We start from the raw sequence: 20,459 nt of genomic DNA, 5'->3' as shown, positions 1-20,459 counted from the left end.
TGCTGTTTTGCACTCCTGCCGAATCCCCTTATACGTAACCCGCCACTCTGAACAGCTTTCTGCAATATTCGAGAAAGTAGCCATACACCACGCCCATCGCCATTGAGACTACCGCGTTGCTGGTTACTGCGGTCATGATTTGCTGCCCGTCGGCACCTACGCTCCACAATATGGCCGCGTAAACCGGCGATTGGAAACTGACATAGGCCAACAAGTCGGCAAGGTTACGCAGTAAAAAAGGATGACCGTGAAGACGTTTAGCGACGCGGATAAAGGCGTCACGATAACGGCCATAAGGCCAGGCGATCAGGATATTGACGGGGATTGACAGCAAACGAGATGAGAGTGACTGCTGGAAACTCATCCCGGATATCAAGATTTCTATTGCCATGCCGGCAATGAAACAGTACACCACCAGTGCAAAGGTATCGGCAGCGGCGCTACGCCAATGCGGAACAGGCGAAAGCATAGTGCAATCTCCGTGATTATTAGTTAATGTTCTGTTAATTGTTTAATTTAAAGATGTTAAGTCTGGTCTTTCATTCTTTACGTAGTTTATACCTTCATAAAGTGTTAGCTAAGTAGTTGAATATTTTTATTTAACGGGGTTGTGTGATTTTTGTTCTGGGAGAATGCAGAAGAATATGGCGCGAAGGGATTAAAAATGGATGCATTCAAACTATTCAATAAAAAACAATGAGTTGCATAATCTTTGGTCGCAAGGTGATTATTTTCACTAAAAATTGTGGGAATAAATGATGTAAGGAAATGAAACCATAATTGTAAACAGGTATTTTGAGAATAATCTTACTAAATTGATTTAAATCGAAATTAGCTCGCCTCGTAATATCCGAGTGATTTATTTTTCTGCCTGACTTATCACTGGCGCATTAATTGAAGTAAAATAGCCCCCGGCTTGGGGTGAAATAACCATTGAGCGTTATTAACTCAATAGCTTATGCCATATTTCACTTTTAGAGCGAGCTGACGTTGGGCCTTGCCCGCTGCGGCTCGCGCAGGGTTACAGGGCTGTGATTGCCGAGCTGAAAAATGAGACATCGATTGCAGAAGGAAGTATTGAGTTAATTAATCGCCGATTTGTCAGGTTTTTAATCAGGTTCTTTCCGCTTAGAAAATTCTCCCCGTTTATCATGATGTTAATTTTTAATCATCTAATAAATAGCGTTCCTTTCGCGAGCTAGCTCCCAAAATGACCGAAGAAATATTGCCAAAGCGCTGGCGCTCTGGCTTGACAAGGTTTTCATACCCTCCGTAAACTCCATTATGTGGGAATTTGTGGGGTAAAGTGGTGAAAACGGTCGTGAAGGGGTAACTCAGGAATGTTCCGTGGAGCAACGATGGTTAACCTCGACAGCAAAGGGCGGCTTGCCGTACCCACCCGTTATCGGGATTTGCTGAACGAGCAATCGCAAGGCCAAATGGTCTGTACCATTGACCTCCACCAGCCCTGCCTGCTGCTTTATCCACTGCCCGAATGGGAAATTATTGAACAAAAGTTATCCCGTCTGTCGAGTATGAATCCCGCCGAGCGCCGCGTTCAGCGCCTGTTATTGGGACATGCCAGTGAGTGTCAGATGGATAGTGCCGGTCGGTTGTTGTTAGCCACTACGCTACGTCAACACGCCGGGCTTACAAAAGAAGTGATGCTGGTCGGGCAGTTCAACAAGTTTGAACTGTGGGATGAACAGACCTGGTATCAACAAGTCAAGGATGATATTGACGCAGAACAGTCGACTCAGGAACCGTTGTCTGAGCGGCTACAGGACTTGTCGCTATAAGCATGTTGGAAAATTATAAACACACTACCGTACTGTTGGATGAGGCGGTTAACGGCCTCAATATTCGCAGTAACGGCATATATATCGACGGTACTTTTGGCCGCGGTGGCCATTCGCGTCTGATTCTGTCCCAGCTAGGGCCGGAAGGACGTTTGCTGGCAATTGACCGCGACCCACAGGCGATTGCAGCCGCCAAGTCTATTGAAGATCCTCGTTTTAGCATCGTACACGGCCCATTCTCAGATTTGTCACACTATGTGCGGGAACGCGAATTAGTGGGGCGGATTGATGGCATTTTGCTCGATCTGGGCGTTTCTTCCCCGCAGTTGGATGACGCAGAACGCGGATTCTCTTTCATGCGTGACGGTCCGCTGGATATGCGTATGGACTCATCGAGCGGTCAGTCGGCTGCTGAATGGCTGATGAAAGCGGAAGCAGACGACATTGCCTGGGTGTTAAAAACCTTCGGTGAAGAGCGTTTCGCCAAGCGCATTGCTCGCGCCATCGTAGAAAGAAACCTCGTAGAGCCAATGACGCGGACTAAAGAGCTGGCCGATTTGATCGCCAATGCCAGCCCGTTCCGGGATAAGCATAAGCATCCGGCAACCCGCAGCTTCCAGGCGATCCGTATCTATATCAACAGTGAATTGGAAGAGATTGAACGTGCGCTGGACGGCGCGCTGGAAGTGCTGGCCCCACAAGGGCGCCTGTCGATCATCAGCTTCCATTCTTTAGAAGACCGTATTGTTAAACGCTTCATGCGCCACCATAGCCGCGGTGCTCAGGTTCCTGCGGGTATTCCGCTGACTGAAGAGCAATTGCGCAGCATGGGCGGGCGTACGCTGAAAGCGCTGGGCAAGATGATGCCTGGAGATGCCGAAGTCGCTGAAAACCCACGTGCGCGTAGCTCGGTGCTGCGTATTGCCGAGAGGATGCCCGCGTGATTGGTAATGAGCGTCACGGCTTAGTTGGCGTCATTGGCGGTGATTTGCTGCGCAACGCCAAGATCCCATTGATTTTGCTGATTGCTTCGCTGGTTTCTGCGGTTTTCGTGGTGACAACCGCGCACCGCACCCGCTTGTTGACCGCCGAACGCGAGCAGCTTGTTTTAGAGAGAGACGCTCTGGACATTGAGTGGCGCAACCTGATTCTGGAAGAGAATGCTCTTGGGGATCACAGTCGGGTAGAGCGCATCGCTACTGAAAAACTGCAGATGCAACATGTTGATCCATCTCAGGAAAATATCATCGTTAAACAATGAAGGGTTTAACTGAAATCATTACACGGAGTAGAAAGGGAACGCATGAAAGCAGCACGCCCCGGTAAGTTGAAACGCCAGGAAGATCAGGCCAGCTTTGTAAGCTGGCGTTTTGCGTTGCTGTGCGGCTGTATTTTGCTGGCGTTGGTTGGGTTGATGCTGCGTGTGGCTTATTTGCAGGTGATTAACCCGGACCGCCTGGTGAAAGAAGGCGACATGCGATCACTGCGCGTGCAGGAAGTCCCGACGTCGCGCGGTATGATCAGCGATCGCTCAGGCCGCCCGCTGGCGGTGAGCGTCCCGGTGAACGCTATCTGGGCGGATCCGAAAGAGCTCAATGAGCGCGGGGGCATTACGTTGGACAGCCGCTGGAAGGCGCTGTCTGATGCGCTGAATATCCCGCTGGACCAGCTTTCTACTCGCATTAATGCCAATCCGAAGGGGCGCTTTGTCTATCTGGCGCGTCAGGTGAACCCGGCGATCGGCGATTACATTCACAAGCTGAAACTGCCGGGGATTTATCTGCGTCAGGAATCCCGACGCTACTATCCTTCCGGTCAGGTGACTTCGCATATTATCGGCGTAACCAACATTGACGGGCAGGGGATTGAAGGCGTTGAGAAGAGCTTCGATCGCTGGCTGACCGGGCAACCGGGCGAAAGGACTGTGCGTAAAGACCGCTTTGGCAGGGTGATCGAGGATATCTCCTCTGTCGACAGCCAGGCCGCGCATAACCTGGTCCTGAGCGTCGATGAACGCCTGCAAGCGCTGGTTTACCGTGAACTGAACAACGCTGTGGCGTTCAACAAGGCTGAATCTGGTACCGCGGTACTGGTGGATGTGAACACCGGCGAAGTGTTGGCGATGGCTAACAGCCCGTCTTACAACCCGAACAATATGGCCGGTACGCCGAAAGAAACCATGCGTAACCGTGCTATCACCGATATTTTTGAACCCGGCTCCACCGTGAAACCTATGGTGGTTATGACGGCATTGCAGCACGGCATTGTGAAAGAAAACAGTGTGCTCAATACCGTCCCTTACCGTATCAACGGCAAGGAAATCAGAGACGTTGCGCGTTACGCGGAACTCTCTTTGACCGGGATCTTGCAGAAGTCGAGTAACGTCGGCGTTTCACGGCTGGCGTTATCGATGCCGTCCTCAGCGTTAGTAGATACTTACTCTCGTTTTGGATTGGGAAAAGCGACCAATTTGGGGCTGGTCGGAGAAAGCAGTGGCATATACCCAAAAAAACAACGGTGGTCTGACATAGAGAGGGCCACCTTCTCTTTCGGCTATGGGCTAATGGTAACCCCGTTACAGTTAGCGCGAGTCTACGCCACGATCGGCAGTCTGGGTGTTTATCGCCCGCTGTCGATTACCAAAGTTGACCCACCGGTTGCCGGTGAGCGTGTCTTCCCTGAACCTCTGGTGCGCACTGTCGTGCATATGATGGAAAGCGTTGCCTTACCCGGCGGCGGTGGGGTGAAGGCCGCGATCAAGGGTTACCGCATTGCTATCAAAACCGGTACTGCCAAAAAGGTGGGGCCGGATGGCAAATACGTCAACAGATACATCGCTTATACCGCTGGCGTTGCGCCAGCCAGTAATCCCCGTTTCGCTCTGGTGGTGGTGATCAACGACCCGCAGGGTGGGAAATACTACGGTGGTGCGATTTCTGCACCGGTGTTTGGCGCCATCATGGGCGGCGTATTGCGTACCATGAACGTTGAGCCGGATGCGTTGCCCACCGGTGAGAAAAGCGATTTTGTAATCAACAGAAAAGAGGGTTCAGGTGGCCGATCGTAATTTGCGCGACTTACTCGCTCCGTGGGTGCCAACGGCACCCGGGCGCGCGCTGCGGGAAATGACATTAGACAGCCGTATTGCGGCTGCCGGGGATCTGTTTGTCGCCGTTGTCGGCCATCAGACGGATGGACGCCGCTATATTCCGCAGGCTATCGCGCAGGGTGTTGCCGCTGTGATTGCCGAAGCTGAAGGACAGGCCGAAGACGGCGCTATCACGGAAATGCATGGCGTTCCGGTGATTTATCTGAGCCAACTTAATCAGCGCCTGTCCGCGCTGGCTGGCCGTTTTTATCATGAACCGGCAGAGCGTCTGCGCCTGGTCGGTGTCACCGGTACCAACGGCAAGACCACGACGGCCCAACTGTTGGCGCAGTGGGGCCAACTGCTGGGTGAAACCAGCGCAGTGATGGGCACTGTCGGTAACGGTCTGTTGGGTCAAGTATGCCCAACGGAGAACACGACCGGTTCTGCTGTGGACGTTCAGCATGTACTGAACGAACTGGTTGAGCGTGGTGCTACGTTTGCCGCGATGGAAGTTTCTTCTCACGGTTTGGTGCAAAACCGTGTGGCGGCGCTGCCATTTGCTGCTGCGGTGTTTACCAATCTGAGCCGTGACCACCTGGATTACCACGGCGACATGGCCAATTACGAAGCGGCCAAGTGGTCGTTGTTCGCCGGTCACGAAGTGGGCCAGGCGATTATCAATGCGGATGACGAAGTCGGTCAGCGCTGGCTGAGTAAGTTGCCGGATGCGGTCGCCGTTACCATGCAGGATAACTTACAGCCAGGCTGTCACGGCCGTTGGCTGAAAACTACCTCCGTCAATTATCACGACAACGGTGCCACTATCCACTTCAGCTCAAGCTGGGGTGATGGTCAGATTGAAAGCCGCCTGATGGGTGCTTTCAACGTCAGTAACCTATTGCTGGCACTGGCAACCCTGTTGTCGCTGGGCTATCCGCTGGACAAATTGGTAGCAACCGGCCACCAACTGCAACCGGTATGTGGCCGTATGGAAGTGTTTAACGCACCGGGTAAACCGACAGTTGTGGTCGATTATGCCCACACCCCAGACGCGCTGGAAAAAGCGCTGGAAGCTGCACGGCTGCACTGTGTAGGGCAATTGTGGTGTGTATTCGGTTGCGGTGGCGATCGTGATAAAGGCAAACGTCCGCTGATGGGCGGTATTGCTGAGCAGTTTGCCGATCGCGTTGTAGTGACTGACGACAATCCGCGTACCGAAGAACCTCAAGCGATCATTACCGATATCCTGACTGGCCTGCTGGACGCTGGGCGCGCCTTGGTAATCCATGGCCGCGCGGAAGCTGTTACCAGCGCCATTATGCAAGCTAAAGAACAAGACGTAGTACTGGTGGCGGGTAAAGGGCACGAGGACTACCAACTGGTTGGGAATCGCCGCCTGGATTACTCCGATCGTACCACCGTCGCGCGTCTGCTGGGGGTACTGGCATGATTCCTGTCTCCCTTCGGGCACTGGCCGATGTATTGGACGCTGAGTTGATCGGCGCCGATTGCCAAATCGTTGAGGTGACGACAGATACCCGTCAGGTGACCGCGGGTTGCTTGTTTGTGGCATTGAAAGGTGAGCGTTTCGACGCTCACGATTTTGCTGTTGATGCTGTAGCCGCAGGTGCTGGGGCTTTGCTGGTAAGTAAGCGCTTATTGGTGGATGTTCCACAACTGGTGGTGAAAGACACCCGCTTGGCCTTGGGGCAGCTCGCTGCCTGGGTGCGCCAGCAGGTACCTACCCGCGTTGTGGCGTTAACTGGTTCCTCGGGCAAGACATCGGTGAAAGAAATGGCTGCGGCCATTCTGCGTGAGTGCGGTGAAGTGCTGTATACCGCCGGCAATTTCAACAATGACATTGGTGTGCCACTAACGCTGTTGCGTTTGCAGCCGCAGCATGACTTCGCCGTGATTGAGCTGGGCGCGAACCATATTGGCGAGATTGCTTACACCACTGCATTAACCCGTCCGCAGACCGCGCTGGTGAATAACCTGGCGGCCGCTCACCTGGAAGGCTTTGGCTCGCTGGCCGGTGTTGCCCAGGCGAAAGGCGAAATTTTTGCCGGTTTGCCGGCTGACGGTGTGGCGATCATCAACGCCGACAATAACGACTGGCCGCACTGGCAGAGCATGCTGGACGGCAAAACTGTCTGGCGTTTCTCACCTCAGGCGGCGGAAGGTGTTGATTTCTTCGCCAGCAATGTGCAGGTCAATGGCAAGGGAACGCAGTTTACGCTGCACAGCCCATTCGGTACCGCGCCGATCGCGCTGCCGTTGCCGGGCCGTCATAACGTGGCCAACGCATTGGCCGCTGCGGCACTCGCCATGTCGGCAGGTGCATCGCTTGAGGCGGTGCGTCAAGGGTTGACAAATTTACAGGCAGTACCGGGGCGTTTGTTCCCGATCGCGCTTTCTGACCATCAGCTGCTGCTGGATGACAGCTATAACGCCAACGTCGGTTCAATGACCGCCGCTGCACAGGTACTGGCCGAAATGCCGGGCTATCGCGTGATGGTAGTGGGCGACATGGCAGAGTTAGGGGCGGAAGCCGAAGAATGTCACCGTCAGGTGGGTGAAGCCGCTCGGATGGCGGGAGTCGATAAAGTGCTCGGTGTGGGTCTGTTAAGCCAGGCGCTGATTGAAGCCTCCGGTAACGGCGAACATTTTCAGGATAAGGCAGCAGTGATCGCGCGCGTGGCGGAATTACTGTCAGAACATGCGGTAATTACCGTGTTAATCAAGGGTTCACGTAGTGCCGCAATGGAGCAGGTAGTACGCGCGTTACAGGAGAAAGCACCATGTTAGTTTGGCTGGCCGAGCATTTGGTCAAATATTATTCCGGCTTTAACGTCTTTTCCTACCTGACGTTCCGAGCCATTGTCAGCCTGCTGACCGCGCTGTTCCTCTCTCTGTGGATGGGACCGCGGGTGATTAAACGCCTGCAGGAAATGTCCTTTGGGCAGGTCGTGCGTAACGATGGCCCAGAGTCGCATTTCAGCAAGCGTGGTACGCCGACCATGGGCGGCATCATGATCCTGACCTCTATCACCGTTTCTGTGTTGATGTGGGCCTATCCGTCAAACCCTTACGTGTGGTGCGTGCTGTTCGTCCTGGTGGGCTATGGCATCGTCGGTTTCGTTGATGACTATCGCAAGGTGGTACGCAAAGACACCAAAGGGCTGATTGCTCGTTGGAAATACTTCTGGCAATCGGTGATTGCCCTGGTGGTTGCTTTCGCCATGTATGCCGTAGGAAAAGACACGCCAGCCACCGAGCTGGTTGTGCCGTTCTTTAAGGACATCATGCCGCAGCTGGGTCTGTTATACGTGTTGCTGGCGTACTTTGTGATTGTGGGTACCAGCAACGCGGTCAACTTGACCGACGGGCTGGATGGCCTGGCGATTATGCCAACGGTATTCGTGGCCGCGGGTTTTGCGCTGGTGGCTTGGGCTACCGGTAACATGAACTTCGCCAACTACCTGCACATCCCGTATCTGCGTCATGCCGGTGAGCTGGTGATTGTGTGTACCGCCATTGTTGGTGCCGGTCTGGGCTTCCTGTGGTTCAACACCTACCCGGCTCAAGTTTTCATGGGCGATGTTGGTTCGCTGGCATTGGGCGGCGCGTTGGGCACCATTGCGGTGCTGCTGCGTCAGGAGTTCCTGTTACTGATCATGGGCGGCGTGTTTGTGGTTGAAACGCTGTCGGTCATTTTGCAGGTGGGATCGTTCAAGCTGCGTGGACAACGTATCTTCCGCATGGCACCGATTCACCACCACTATGAATTGAAGGGCTGGCCAGAGCCGCGCGTGATCGTGCGCTTCTGGATTATTTCGCTGATGCTGGTGCTGATTGGCCTGGCGACGCTGAAGGTGCGGTAATCATGGCAGACTATCAGGGTAAAAAAGTCGTCATCATTGGGTTGGGCCTCACCGGCCTGTCCTGTGTTGATTTCTTTATGGCGCGGGGCGTGACGCCACGCGTTATGGATACCCGCGTCTCACCGCCAGGGCTGGACAAGCTGCCCGACAGCGTAGAGCGTCATCTGGGCGATCTGAATCAGGACTGGCTGTTGGCGGCGGATTTGATCGTCGCCAGCCCGGGTATGGCGTTGGCTACCCCAGCGTTGAGCGCCGCAGCGGACGCTGGCGTGGAAGTCGTTGGCGATGTTGAACTGTTTTGCCGCGAAGCCCAGGCACCGATCGTGGCCATCACTGGTTCCAACGGCAAAAGCACGGTCACTACTCTGGTGGGTGAGATGGCAAAAGCAGCCGGTTGGGCGGTGGGCGTCGGCGGCAATATCGGCCTGCCTGCACTGAGCCTGTTGCGCCAAGAGTGCCAATTGTACGTGCTGGAGCTGTCTAGCTTCCAACTGGAAACCACGTCTAGCTTGCATGCGGCAGCAGCGACCATTTTGAATGTCACCGAAGATCATATGGATCGCTACCCGTTTGGCCTACAGCAGTACCGTGCCGCCAAACTGCGAGTCTATGAAAATGCTGAAGTCTGTGTGGTAAACGCGGACGATGCGCTGACCATGCCTGTCCGTGGCGCCGATGAGCGCTGCGTTAGCTTTGGCGCGGATGTGGGTGATTATCACCTGAACCGTCAGCAGGGCGAGACCTGGCTGCGGGTTCGCGGTGAGAAAATCTTAAACACCCGTGAGATGAAGCTGACCGGCCGTCACAACTATACCAATGCGCTTGCTGCGTTGGCATTGGCTGATGCAGTGAAGATTCCACGCGCGTCCAGCCTTAAAGCGTTAACGACCTTTACCGGGTTGGCACATCGCTTCCAGCTGGCATGGGAACATAACGGCGTACGCTGGATAAATGATTCTAAAGCTACCAACGTTGGCAGCACCGAAGCGGCGCTGAATGGTTTGCAGGTGGAGGGGACTCTTCATCTGTTGCTGGGTGGTGATGGCAAATCTGCCGACTTCTCCCCGTTGGCGCGTTACCTGCAAGGCGATAATGTCCGTCTGTACTGCTTTGGTCGTGATGGTGAGCAGTTAGCGCAGCTGCGACCGGAGGTCGCAACGTTGACCGATACTATGGAGCAGGCGATGCAGGCGATTGCCGGCCGGGTGCAATCTGGCGACATGGTGCTGTTGTCACCGGCGTGCGCCAGCCTTGATCAGTTCCGTAATTTTGAAGTGCGTGGCGACGAGTTTGCCCGCTTGGCACAGGAGCTCGGCGGATGAGACTACGCTTGCCGAACTTCGGGCTGACCGAACTCTTTAAAAACTGGGTCGCGGGATCGCGTGATAACGACTCGGTCAATATGGTGTTGTACGATCGCACTCTACTGTGGCTGACCTTTGGGTTGGCCATTATCGGTTTTGTGATGGTGACGTCGGCATCGATGCCGATCGGCCAGCGTTTGGCGGACGATCCTTTCTTGTTCGCCAAGCGTGATGCGTTATACCTCGGGTTGGCGTTCGGCCTGTCGATGGTGACGTTGCGTATTCCGATGGAAGTCTGGCAGCGCTACAGCAATGTCATGTTGCTGATGTCGATTGTGATGCTGTTGATCGTATTGGTGGTGGGTAGTTCGGTAAACGGGGCATCGCGCTGGATCGCGCTGGGGCCGTTGCGTATTCAGCCAGCGGAGTTGTCCAAGCTGTCGCTGTTCTGCTACCTGGCGAGCTATCTGGTCCGTAAGGTTGAAGAGGTGCGCAGCAACTTCTGGGGTTTCTGCAAACCGATGGGCGTCATGGTCGTGTTGGCAGTGTTGCTGTTGGCACAGCCGGACCTCGGTACTGTGGTGGTGCTGTTTATCACTACGTTGGCGATGCTGTTCCTGGCTGGCGCCAAAATGTGGCAGTTCCTGGCGATCATCGGTTCCGGAGCTTTTGCGGTGGTGCTGCTGATTATTGCAGAACCTTACCGTATGCGTCGTGTGACGTCGTTCTGGAATCCATGGGCCGATCCGTTCGGCAGCGGTTACCAGTTGACCCAGTCGCTGATGGCCTTTGGCCGCGGTGAGTTCTGGGGGCAGGGACTCGGTAACTCGGTCCAAAAACTTGAGTATTTGCCTGAAGCGCACACCGACTTTATCTTCTCGATTTTAGGCGAAGAACTGGGCTATATCGGTGTGGTTTTTGCATTGTTAATGGTATTCTGCGTCGCTTTTCGTGCTATGTCGATTGGCCGCCGTGCGCTGGAGCTTGATCAACGTTTTTCCGGCTTTTTGGCCTGCTCAATTGGCGTGTGGTTTAGCTTCCAGGCGCTGGTTAACGTCGGCGCCGCCGCAGGTATGTTACCGACCAAAGGTCTGACACTGCCATTGATAAGCTACGGCGGCTCGAGCCTGCTGATTATGTCGACGGCGATCGTGCTGTTATTGCGTATTGATTATGAAACGCGTCTGGCTAAAGCCCAGGCGTTTGTGAAGAGGTAAGGGATGAGCGGGAAACCTAAGCGTTTAATGGTGATGGCAGGCGGTACCGGCGGACACGTGTTCCCGGGACTGGCGGTCGCACATCATCTGATGGCGCAGGGCTGGCAGGTGCGCTGGCTCGGAACCGCAGACCGAATGGAAGCCGATCTGGTGCCAAAGCACGGGATCGAGATTGATTTCATCCGTATTTCCGGCCTGCGCGGCAAAGGGCTGAAGGCCCAGTTGAGCGCACCGCTACGGATCTGGCACGCGGTACGCCAGGCGAAGGCGATAATGCGCAACTACCAGCCGGACGTGGTGCTGGGCATGGGCGGTTATGTTTCCGGTCCTGGCGGTTTGGCGGCATGGCTGTGCGGTGTCCCGGTGGTATTGCACGAGCAAAACGGTATTGCCGGGCTGACCAACCGCTGGCTGGCGCGTATTGCCAAAACCGTGCTGCAGGCATTCCCTGGTGCGTTCCCGAACGCCGAGGTGGTGGGTAACCCGGTTCGTACCGACGTACTGGCGTTACCGCTGCCGGCAGAACGCTTGATGGGTCGTGAAGGGCCGATCCGCGTGCTGGTGATTGGCGGAAGTCAGGGGGCGCGGGTGCTGAATCAGACAGTTCCTGAAGTCGCGGCGAGATTGGGCGATAAAATAACGCTCTGGCATCAGGTAGGTAAAGGTGCGCTGGAAAACGTGTTGCACGACTACGAGAGGGTAGGGCAGACACAGCACAAGGTGACCGAGTTTATTGATGACATGGCTGCCGCCTACGCCTGGGCTGATGTGGTGGTGTGCCGTTCCGGTGCGCTGACCGTCAGCGAGATCGCAGCAGCAGGTCTCCCGGCGATATTTGTGCCATTCCAGCACAAAGACCGTCAACAGTATTGGAATGCTCGTCCGCTGGAAGAAGCCGGTGCGGCGAAGATTATCGAACAACCGCAGTTTAACGCCGATGTCGTCGCGGAACTGCTGGCAAGCTGGGATCGTCCGACGTTGCTTGCAATGGCCGAAAAGGCGCGCGCAGTTGCTATCCCTGATGCCACAGAACGTGTGGCGGCAGAGTTGGTGCGGGTCGCCAAATAATATATGCAGGGGTTCGGTACGCCGGGCCTGAATTAAAGAATGTTAGAGAGGGGCCTGGCACGCCAGACCCGGATTAGAGAGACTGATGAATACACAGCAACTGGCGAAACTACGTACTATCGTGCCCGAGATGCGACGCGTCCGGCACATTCACTTTGTCGGCATCGGTGGCGCCGGCATGGGTGGTATCGCCGAAGTGTTGGCTAACGAAGGTTATCAAATCAGCGGTTCCGATCTGGCACCGAATCCGGTAACCCAACAGTTGAGCGCGCTCGGGGCGACGATTTACTTCCATCACCGCCCGGAAAACGTGCTGGATGCCAGCGTAGTGGTGGTTTCTACCGCCATTTCCGCCGACAACCCGGAGCTTGTCGCCGCCCGTGAGGCGCGTATCCCGGTGATCCGTCGTGCAGAGATGCTGGCCGAACTGATGCGATTCCGCCACGGTATCGCCGTTGCCGGTACGCACGGCAAGACTACGACGACCGCGATGGTCTCGAGCATTTATGCCGAAGCCGGCCTGGACCCGACCTTTGTCAACGGCGGGCTGGTGAAAGCGGCGGGTACCCATGCGCGTCTGGGCTCCAGCCGTTACCTGATTGCGGAAGCGGATGAGAGCGATGCGTCGTTCCTGCATTTGCAGCCGATGGTGGCGATTGTCACCAATATCGAAGCCGACCATATGGAGACCTACCAGGGCGACTTCGAAAATCTGAAGCAGACGTTTATTAACTTTTTGCACAACCTGCCGTTCTACGGCCGTGCGGTGATGTGTGTTGATGACCCGGTGGTGCGCGAACTGCTGCCACGCGTGGGCCGCCATATCACCACCTACGGTTTCAGTGACGATGCCGACGTACGCATCGAGAGCTATCGCCAGGTTGGGCCGCAGGGCCACTTTACGCTGAGCCGTCAGGACAAACCGTTAATGACGGTCACCTTGAACGCGCCGGGCCGTCACAACGCGTTGAACGCCGCGGCGGCAGTGGCAGTGGCAACAGAGGAAGGCATCGACGACGCAGATATCCTGCGTGCGCTGGCAGGCTTCCAGGGTACCGGTCGCCGCTTTGATTTCCTCGGTGAATTCCCGCTGGCGCCGGTCAACGGCAAAACAGGCAGCGCGATGCTGGTGGACGACTATGGTCACCACCCAACCGAGGTTGACGCAACGCTGAAAGCGGCGCGTGCCGGTTGGCCGGACAAGCGTCTGGTGATGATCTTCCAGCCGCACCGTTACACCCGTACGCGCGATCTGTATGACGACTTCGCCAACGTGCTGTCGCAGGTGGACGTGCTGCTGATGCTGGACGTGTATTCGGCGGGTGAAACGGCGATCCCAGGGGCGGACAGTCGCTCGCTGTGCCGAACTATCCGCAGCCGCGGCAAGCTGGATCCGATTCTGGTTTCCGATCCTGACACCGTGCCGGAAACCTTGGCGCAGTTGCTGCAAGCAGATGACCTGGTGTTGGTACAAGGTGCCGGCAACGTGGGTAAAGTTGCCCGAAAACTGGCTGAGCTGAAGCTGCAGCCACAGAAAAAAGAGGAGGAACACCATGGCCGATAAAGTTGCCGTACTGCTGGGTGGCACCTCTGCTGAACGTGAAGTGTCATTGCAATCCGGCGCCGCTGTGCTGGCCGGGCTGCGTGAAGCCGGTATCGATGCCCACGGCATTGATATCCGTGACTTCCCGGTGACTCAACTGAAAGAACACGGGTTTACCAAAGTATTTATCGCGCTGCATGGCCGCGGTGGTGAAGACGGCACTCTGCAAGGGATGCTGGAGTTCCTTGAGTTGCCTTATACCGGAAGTGGCGTGATGGCGTCGGCGCTGACCATGGACAAATGGCGCACCAAAATGGTGTGGCAGTCGATGGGCTTGCCGGTAGCACCTTATGTAGCGCTGAACCGCAAGCAGTATGCCGGTGCAGAGAAGGCGGCGCTGATTGCTCGTGTCGAAGCTCTGGGCCTGCCGTTAATCGTCAAGCCGAGCCGTGAAGGTTCCAGCGTCGGCATGAGCAAAGTCACTGAGCGTGACGCACTCGAAGCGGCGTTGGAAGAAGGTTTCCGCCATGACGACGACGTGCTGGTCGAAAAGTGGCTGAGCGGTCCGGAATACACGGTTGCGATGTTGGGCGATCAGGTATTGCCATCAATTCGTATTCAACCGGCCGGCGTGTTTTATGACTATCAGGCCAAGTACATTTCGGACGATACCCAGTATTTTTGTCCGAGTGGCCTGGGTGCGCAGCAGGAAGCCGAAATGGCTGCCCTGGCGTTACGCGCCTACCGTGGGCTGGACTGCAGCGGCTGGGGCCGCGTGGATGTGATGCAGGATAGCGATGGCAGCTTCTATCTGCTTGAGGTGAATACCTCGCCGGGCATGACCAGTCATAGCCTGGTGCCGATGGCAGCGCGCCAGTCTGGTTTAAGCTTCTCGCAGCTGGTAGCGAGAATTTTGGAGTTGGCCGACTGATATGTCGCAAGCTGCCCTGAATGCGCGTGAACGCGAGGTGGATAATAACCCGCGCCGCAGCAATGGAACCCAGTTGGCAGGAATGGTTTTCCTGCTGATGGTGTTGGGAACGGTCCTGTGGAGTGGCTGGGCGGTTATTGGCTGGATGAAAGACGCCAGCCGCCTGCCGCTGTCACGACTGGTGGTAACCGGTGAACGTCACTACACCACCAACGACGATATTCGCCAGGCAATCTTGGCGTTGGGATCGCCGGGTACTTTCATGACGCAGGATGTGGATATCATCCAGCAGCAGATTGAACGCCTGCCGTGGATCAAGCAGGCCAGCGTGCGTAAGCAATGGCCGGATGAGCTGAAGATCCACCTGGTGGAATATGTCCCGGTAGCACGCTGGAATGATTTGCACATGGTGGACGCAGAAGGCAAGTCCTTCAGCGTGCCTGCAGAACGAATTGGCAAACAGAAATTGCCGTTGCTCTATGGCCCGGAAGGGAGCGAACAGGATGTTCTTGAAGGTTATCGGGCCATGAGCAGCATGTTAGCGGCCAGCAAATATACGCTGAAAATGGCGGCCATGAGTGCCCGCCATTCCTGGCAGCTGGCTTTGGATAATGATGTTCGGCTGGAGCTGGGACGCGACGATCGTACTGGACGCCTGCAGCGCTTTATCGAGCTTTATCCGGTATTGCAGCAGCAGGGGCAGGCTCAGAGTAAGCGAGTCAGCTATGTCGACTTACGCTATGAGTCCGGTGCATCGGTAGGTTGGGCCCCAGTGTTTATCGACCCGCAGGCAGCAGGCGATCAGCAAAACAGTAATCAGCAACAGAATCAGGCACAGGCAAAACAACAATGATCAAGTCGACGGACAGAAAACTGGTAGTTGGACTGGAGATCGGTACTGCAAAAGTCTCCGCATTAGTAGGGGAAGTTCTGCCCGATGGCATGGTCAACATTATCGGGGTGGGCAGTTGCCCGTCTCGCGGTATGGATAAGGGTGGCGTTAACGACCTTGAGTCGGTAGTGAAGTGCGTACAGCGCGCTATCGATCAGGCCGAACTGATGGCTGATTGTCAGATTTCTTCGGTTTACCTCGCATTATCGGGTAAACACATCAGTTGCCAGAACGAAATAGGGATGGTTCCTATTTCCGAAGAGGAAGTGACACAGGAAGATGTCGAAAACGTGGTGCATACCGCTAAATCGGTACGCGTACGCGACGAACACCGCATCTTGCATGTCATCCCTCAGGAATACGCCATCGATTATCAGGAAGGCATCAAAAACCCGGTTGGGTTGTCCGGCGTGCGTATGCAAGCCAAGGTGCATCTGATCACCTGTCATAACGACATGGCGAAGAACATTGTTAAAGCAGTAGAACGTTGCGGTCTGAAAGTGGACCAACTTATTTTCGCCGGTCTGGCCGCCAGTTATGCGGTCCTGACCGAAGATGAGCGCGAACTCGGCGTTTGTGTGGTGGATATCGGCGGCGGCACCATGGATATGGCGGTGTACACCGGCGGTGCGCTGCGCCACACCAAAGTGATCCCTTATGCCGGGAACGTGGTCACCAGCGATATCGCTTACGCCTTCGGCACACCGCCGACAGATGCGGAAGCGATCAAAGTTCGACACGGCTGTGCGCTTGGGTCGATTGTTAGCAAGGATGAAAGTGTAGAGGTGCCAAGCGTTGGGGGGCGTCCTCCTCGTAGTCTGCAAAGACAGACACTGGCTGAAGTTATTGAGCCACGCTACACCGAACTGTTGAATCTGGTTAACGATGAAATTTTGCAATTGCAGGAGCAACTGCGTCAGCAAGGGGTGAAGCATCATTTGGCAGCAGGTATTGTGCTGACCGGTGGCGCCGCCCAGATTGATGGCCTGGCAGCTTGTGCGCAACGGGTGTTCCACACTCAGGTACGCATCGGCCAACCCTTGAACATCACGGGTCTGACGGATTATGCGCAGGAGCCTTACTACTCTACGGCGGTAGGTCTGCTGCATTATGGAAAAGAGTCTCACCTGAGTGGTGAGGCAGAAGTAGAAAAACGCGCCTCAGTGGGCAATTGGTTTAAACGTATCAATAGCTGGCTGAGAAAAGAGTTTTAATGTTTCAACAAAGAGATCATGCTGAGTAATCTTTTTATGATCTCGCAGCGACAGGCACAAAACGGAGAGAAACTATGTTTGAACCAATGGAACTAACCAATGACGCGGTGATTAAAGTCATCGGCGTCGGCGGTGGCGGTGGCAACGCCGTTGAACACATGGTGCGCGAGCGCATCGAAGGTGTTGAATTCTTTGCCGTTAATACAGACGCTCAGGCGCTTCGTAAAACGGCAGTTGGCCAAACCATCCAGATCGGTAGTGGTATTACCAAAGGTCTGGGTGCAGGCGCGAACCCTGAAGTGGGTCGCAATTCAGCGGAAGAAGACCGTGAAGCCCTGCGCGCCGCACTCGATGGTGCAGACATGGTCTTCATTGCAGCCGGCATGGGTGGCGGTACCGGTACCGGTGCAGCGCCAGTTGTCGCTGAAGTTGCTAAAGACTTGGGTATTCTGACAGTGGCCGTGGTGACTAAGCCTTTCAATTTTGAAGGCAAGAAACGCATGGCGTTCGCTGAGCAGGGTATCGCAGAATTGTCCAAACATGTGGACTCACTGATCACTATCCCGAACGACAAGTTGTTGAAAGTTCTGGGCCGTGGCATTTCTCTGTTGGACGCGTTCGGCGCGGCTAACGACGTACTGAAAGGTGCGGTGCAGGGTATTGCCGAACTGATCACCCGTCCGGGCCTGATGAACGTCGACTTCGCCGACGTGCGCACCGTGATGTCCGAAATGGGCTACGCGATGATGGGTTCTGGCGTGGCCTGTGGTGAAGACCGTGCTGAAGAAGCTGCGGAAATGGCGATCTCCAGCCCACTGCTGGAAGACATCGACCTGTCCGGCGCTCGCGGCGTGTTGGTCAACATCACCGCTGGTTTTGACCTGCGTCTGGATGAGTTCGAAACCGTGGGTAACACCATTCGTGCTTTCGCTTCCGACAATGCCACCGTGGTTATCGGTACCTCGCTGGATCCGGAAATGAACGACGAACTGCGTGTGACCGTGGTTGCGACCGGTATCGGCATGGACAAACGTCCAGAAATCACGCTGGTGACCAACAAACAGGCTAGCCAGCCAGTGATGGATCATCGCTACCAGCAGCACGGCATGTCGCCGTTGCCGCAGGAAGTGAAACCTGCCGCTAAGGTAGTTAACGATCCGACTGCGCAGCCTAATAAAGAGCCCGACTATCTTGATATTCCTGCTTTCCTGCGTAAGCAGGCAGACTAAGAATATCCTGAGAATTTGGAATCTCCGCTCTTTGTGCTAAACTGTCCCGCCGGCCATGCTGTATGCTTGGTCGGTAGGATTGATAACATTGCGAGATAAAACGATGATCAAACAAAGGACATTAAAACGTATTGTTCAGGCGACAGGTGTCGGTTTGCATACCGGCAAGAAAGTCACGCTGACAATGCGCCCCGCGGCGGCTAATACCGGGGTCATCTATCGTCGCACTGACTTGAATCCACCGGTTGATTTTCCGGCTGATGCAAAATCCGTGCGTGATACCATGCTCTGTACTTGCCTGGTGAATGAGCATGACGTGCGTATTTCTACCGTTGAGCATCTTAATGCCGCGCTGGCTGGGTTGGGCATCGACAACATCGTTATCGAAGTTGACGCCGCCGAGATCCCAATCATGGACGGTAGTGCTAGCCCGTTCGTCTTCCTGTTGCTGGATGCCGGCATCGAAGAACTGAACTCTGCGAAGAAATTCCTGCGTCTGAAAGACACCGTGCGTGTTGAAGATGGCGACAAGTGGGCCGAGCTGTCCCCGCATAACGGGTTCCGCCTGGACTTCACCATCGACTTCAACCACCCGGCGATCGACGCCAGTACGCAACGCTACCGCCTGGATTTCTCTGCCGACTCGTTCGTGCGTCAAATCAGCCGTGCGCGTACCTTCGGTTTCATGCGTGACATCGAGTATTTACAGTCACGTGGTTTGGCGTTAGGTGGCAGCTTTGACTGCGCCATCGTGGTAGATGACTATCGCGTTCTGAACGAAGATGGCCTGCGTTTTGAAGACGAATTTGTTCGTCACAAAATGCTGGATGCTATCGGCGATCTGTTCATGTGCGGCCACAATATCATTGGCGCGTTTACCGCGTACAAGTCTGGCCATGCGCTGAACAACAAACTGCTGCAAGCAGTATTGGCAAAACAGGAAGCGTGGGAATACGTCACCTTCCAGGACGAAGCAGAAATGCCACTGGCATTCAAAGCACCGTCCACCGTATTGGCATAAGCCCATACTCGATTAATTCGGGTCGTGTCTTGACGGCAACGCAGTAAATCCCCAAGAACTTACAGAAGTCAGTGATTGGGGTGAGTGTAGCACGTTAACAAAAAGATACGGCCGGAGGTATGAAGGGTAAATACCGCTGATTACTTATCACGACTGGTAGCGTTGGCACTCTCTCCGGCCAGCGACGCCAGTCGTTCCAATATCTTGCGCAGTTTTTCTGGGCTTCTGCTCGCCAATCCCCTTAATTCTTCAGCACTTTCCTGGCTCAGATGACGCATCGGTGCGCTCGGCTGCGTATTTCCTGCCGTTTTTGCGGTGTTCTGCACAAGGTTGCTCCCTTTTGCCATCAAGGCCGGATTAATCCTGATGTCGATCGACGACAATGATGGTAGAATTTGCGCTCGTAGTGCAGATAATAAAGCCGGTTGTTCGTAGCGTAGGCGCATCATCCAGCTGGCATTTGCCGTTTCTAGCACTAAAATACCCTGTCGGAAATTCGCGACGCGGCACCAAGGATGCAGTTGAACCGGCAATAGGCCTTTCACTGCACGGTTAAGCTTAAGCAGCGCCACTGCGCGTTGCTGGACGTTATGCAGCGGCCCTTTGTCTTCTGCAGACGCGTCGTCGAACAGGGAATCTAATAATTGTGGACGGCTATCGCGCATAATGGGCTCCGGCGGATAATAAACTCGTGATCGGTATTCTAAATCGTTGGCGACAATTTGGCAGACGTTATTTCTGGCCCCATCTCCTGTTAGGGATGGTTGCGGCCACGCTTGGCGTACCTTCAAATCTGGTAGGCAGCCCTGATCAAGCCGCTCTGCCGAGCACTTCCTCTAGCCTGAACCGGCAAAATTCCGCCAGTAACGCCTTTAATAGCCTGGCGTTGTTGCAGGAAGCGCATCGCCGCCCGACCTTCAGTGTCGATTACTGGCACCAGCATGCGCTTCGCACCGTCATTCGTCACCTTTCTTTTGCTCTTGCACCGCAGGCAGTCTATGCGCGAGTGCAGGAAAACGAAGCGGAAGTGGCTGAACCCCCATTGCAGGTGGCGCAACTGGCGCTACTTTCAACTCTTAACGCGCTGCTGACGCATGAGCCGAAGCCGCCGACCATCATTCGTGATACCCACCATGCCGTACTGCCTGCCTTTGCACAGCATCAGACTGGGTTGTGGCTCGCACAGGTGCAGGGCATCCGCGCCGGGCCAACTATCGTAAGCTGATTTTTGCCCATCGGGCGACAAAAAAACCTAAAAATAACAGC

At 55.1% G+C, this 20,459-nt stretch carries 19 protein-coding genes; 17 read left to right on the top strand and 2 right to left on the bottom strand.

What is annotated here, in order from left to right; translation table 11 throughout:
* Positions 1-28: 28 nt before the first annotated feature.
* Positions 29-469 (bottom strand): L-alanine exporter AlaE, encoded by a 441-nt coding sequence (locus tag SGR01S_RS09990; RefSeq protein WP_061807355.1) that lies wholly within the window; start codon positions 467-469, stop codon positions 29-31.
* A gap of 871 nt (positions 470-1,340) precedes the next feature.
* Here SGR01S_RS09990 and mraZ point away from each other — a divergent pair.
* The 16 genes from mraZ (at position 1,341) to lpxC (ending at position 19,193) form a co-directional block, all read left to right on the top strand.
* Positions 1,341-1,799 carry a division/cell wall cluster transcriptional repressor MraZ gene (mraZ, locus tag SGR01S_RS09985; protein WP_037420797.1) on the top strand — a complete coding sequence of 153 codons (459 nt, stop codon included), beginning with the start codon at positions 1,341-1,343 and terminating at the stop codon, positions 1,797-1,799.
* A gap of 2 nt (positions 1,800-1,801) precedes the next feature.
* Positions 1,802-2,743 (top strand): 16S rRNA (cytosine(1402)-N(4))-methyltransferase RsmH, encoded by a 942-nt coding sequence (gene rsmH / locus SGR01S_RS09980; protein ID WP_037420800.1) that lies wholly within the window; start codon positions 1,802-1,804, stop codon positions 2,741-2,743.
* Positions 2,740-3,060, top strand: coding sequence for a cell division protein FtsL (gene ftsL, locus SGR01S_RS09975; RefSeq protein WP_012005204.1), 321 nt, complete (start codon positions 2,740-2,742; stop codon positions 3,058-3,060). Before rsmH ends, ftsL begins: the two co-directional genes overlap by 4 nt.
* A gap of 42 nt (positions 3,061-3,102) precedes the next feature.
* The gene (gene ftsI / locus SGR01S_RS09970) at positions 3,103-4,866 is read left to right on the top strand and encodes a peptidoglycan DD-transpeptidase PBP3 (RefSeq protein ID WP_012005205.1); all 1,764 of its coding nucleotides are present in this window, start codon (positions 3,103-3,105) and stop codon (positions 4,864-4,866) included.
* Complete coding sequence (gene murE / locus SGR01S_RS09965; protein WP_037420803.1) at positions 4,853-6,340, top strand: UDP-N-acetylmuramoyl-L-alanyl-D-glutamate--2,6-diaminopimelate ligase; 1,488 nt, start codon at positions 4,853-4,855, stop codon at positions 6,338-6,340. Before ftsI ends, murE begins: the two co-directional genes overlap by 14 nt.
* Positions 6,337-7,698 (top strand): UDP-N-acetylmuramoyl-tripeptide--D-alanyl-D-alanine ligase, encoded by a 1,362-nt coding sequence (gene murF / locus SGR01S_RS09960; protein ID WP_061807354.1) that lies wholly within the window; start codon positions 6,337-6,339, stop codon positions 7,696-7,698. The genes murE and murF overlap by 4 nt, the downstream gene beginning before the upstream one ends.
* Positions 7,692-8,774, top strand: a complete 1,083-nt coding sequence (gene mraY, locus SGR01S_RS09955; protein ID WP_012005208.1) for a phospho-N-acetylmuramoyl-pentapeptide-transferase — start codon at positions 7,692-7,694, stop codon at positions 8,772-8,774. Before murF ends, mraY begins: the two co-directional genes overlap by 7 nt.
* Positions 8,775-8,776: 2 nt before the next feature.
* Positions 8,777-10,096 carry a UDP-N-acetylmuramoyl-L-alanine--D-glutamate ligase gene (murD, locus tag SGR01S_RS09950; protein ID WP_061807353.1) on the top strand — a complete coding sequence of 440 codons (1,320 nt, stop codon included), beginning with the start codon at positions 8,777-8,779 and terminating at the stop codon, positions 10,094-10,096.
* Positions 10,093-11,295: a cell division protein FtsW gene (gene ftsW, locus SGR01S_RS09945; RefSeq protein WP_037426050.1), complete on the top strand. Its 1,203-nt coding sequence runs from the start codon at positions 10,093-10,095 to the stop codon at positions 11,293-11,295. Before murD ends, ftsW begins: the two co-directional genes overlap by 4 nt.
* A gap of 3 nt (positions 11,296-11,298) precedes the next feature.
* Positions 11,299-12,363, top strand: a complete 1,065-nt coding sequence (gene murG, locus SGR01S_RS09940; RefSeq protein WP_061807352.1) for an undecaprenyldiphospho-muramoylpentapeptide beta-N-acetylglucosaminyltransferase — start codon at positions 11,299-11,301, stop codon at positions 12,361-12,363.
* A gap of 85 nt (positions 12,364-12,448) precedes the next feature.
* Positions 12,449-13,927: a UDP-N-acetylmuramate--L-alanine ligase gene (murC, locus tag SGR01S_RS09935; RefSeq protein ID WP_061807351.1), complete on the top strand. Its 1,479-nt coding sequence runs from the start codon at positions 12,449-12,451 to the stop codon at positions 13,925-13,927.
* Positions 13,917-14,837: a D-alanine--D-alanine ligase gene (locus tag SGR01S_RS09930; protein ID WP_061807350.1), complete on the top strand. Its 921-nt coding sequence runs from the start codon at positions 13,917-13,919 to the stop codon at positions 14,835-14,837. The genes murC and SGR01S_RS09930 overlap by 11 nt, the downstream gene beginning before the upstream one ends.
* A gap of 1 nt (position 14,838) precedes the next feature.
* Positions 14,839-15,690 carry a cell division protein FtsQ gene (gene ftsQ, locus SGR01S_RS09925; protein ID WP_037426058.1) on the top strand — a complete coding sequence of 284 codons (852 nt, stop codon included), beginning with the start codon at positions 14,839-14,841 and terminating at the stop codon, positions 15,688-15,690.
* A complete protein-coding gene (gene ftsA / locus SGR01S_RS09920; RefSeq protein ID WP_004950148.1) occupies positions 15,687-16,943 on the top strand; it encodes a cell division protein FtsA in 1,257 nt (418 codons plus the stop codon). The genes ftsQ and ftsA overlap by 4 nt, the downstream gene beginning before the upstream one ends.
* A 74-nt stretch (positions 16,944-17,017) precedes the next feature.
* A complete protein-coding gene (ftsZ, locus tag SGR01S_RS09915; RefSeq protein ID WP_004950150.1) occupies positions 17,018-18,172 on the top strand; it encodes a cell division protein FtsZ in 1,155 nt (384 codons plus the stop codon).
* Positions 18,173-18,275: 103 nt separating this feature from the next.
* The gene (gene lpxC / locus SGR01S_RS09910) at positions 18,276-19,193 is read left to right on the top strand and encodes a UDP-3-O-acyl-N-acetylglucosamine deacetylase (protein ID WP_037426060.1); all 918 of its coding nucleotides are present in this window, start codon (positions 18,276-18,278) and stop codon (positions 19,191-19,193) included.
* 140 nt (positions 19,194-19,333) lie between these two features.
* Here lpxC and SGR01S_RS09905 read toward each other — a convergent pair whose 3' ends face one another.
* A complete protein-coding gene (locus tag SGR01S_RS09905; RefSeq protein ID WP_037426063.1) occupies positions 19,334-19,858 on the bottom strand; it encodes a DUF721 domain-containing protein in 525 nt (174 codons plus the stop codon).
* A gap of 26 nt (positions 19,859-19,884) precedes the next feature.
* Between SGR01S_RS09905 and secM the strand changes: the two genes are divergently transcribed.
* On the top strand, positions 19,885-20,418 hold the full coding sequence (gene secM / locus SGR01S_RS09900) for a secA translation cis-regulator SecM (RefSeq protein ID WP_037426065.1): 534 nt from the start codon (positions 19,885-19,887) through the stop codon (positions 20,416-20,418).
* Positions 20,419-20,459: the final 41 nt, after the last annotated feature.

Origin of the sequence: Serratia grimesii NBRC 13537 (genome assembly GCF_001590905.1) — a bacterium.
GTDB classification, from domain to species: domain Bacteria; phylum Pseudomonadota; class Gammaproteobacteria; order Enterobacterales; family Enterobacteriaceae; genus Serratia; species Serratia grimesii.
The sequence above is the reverse complement of the archived record's forward strand: the minus strand, read 5'-3'. Positions and strand labels throughout refer to the sequence as shown.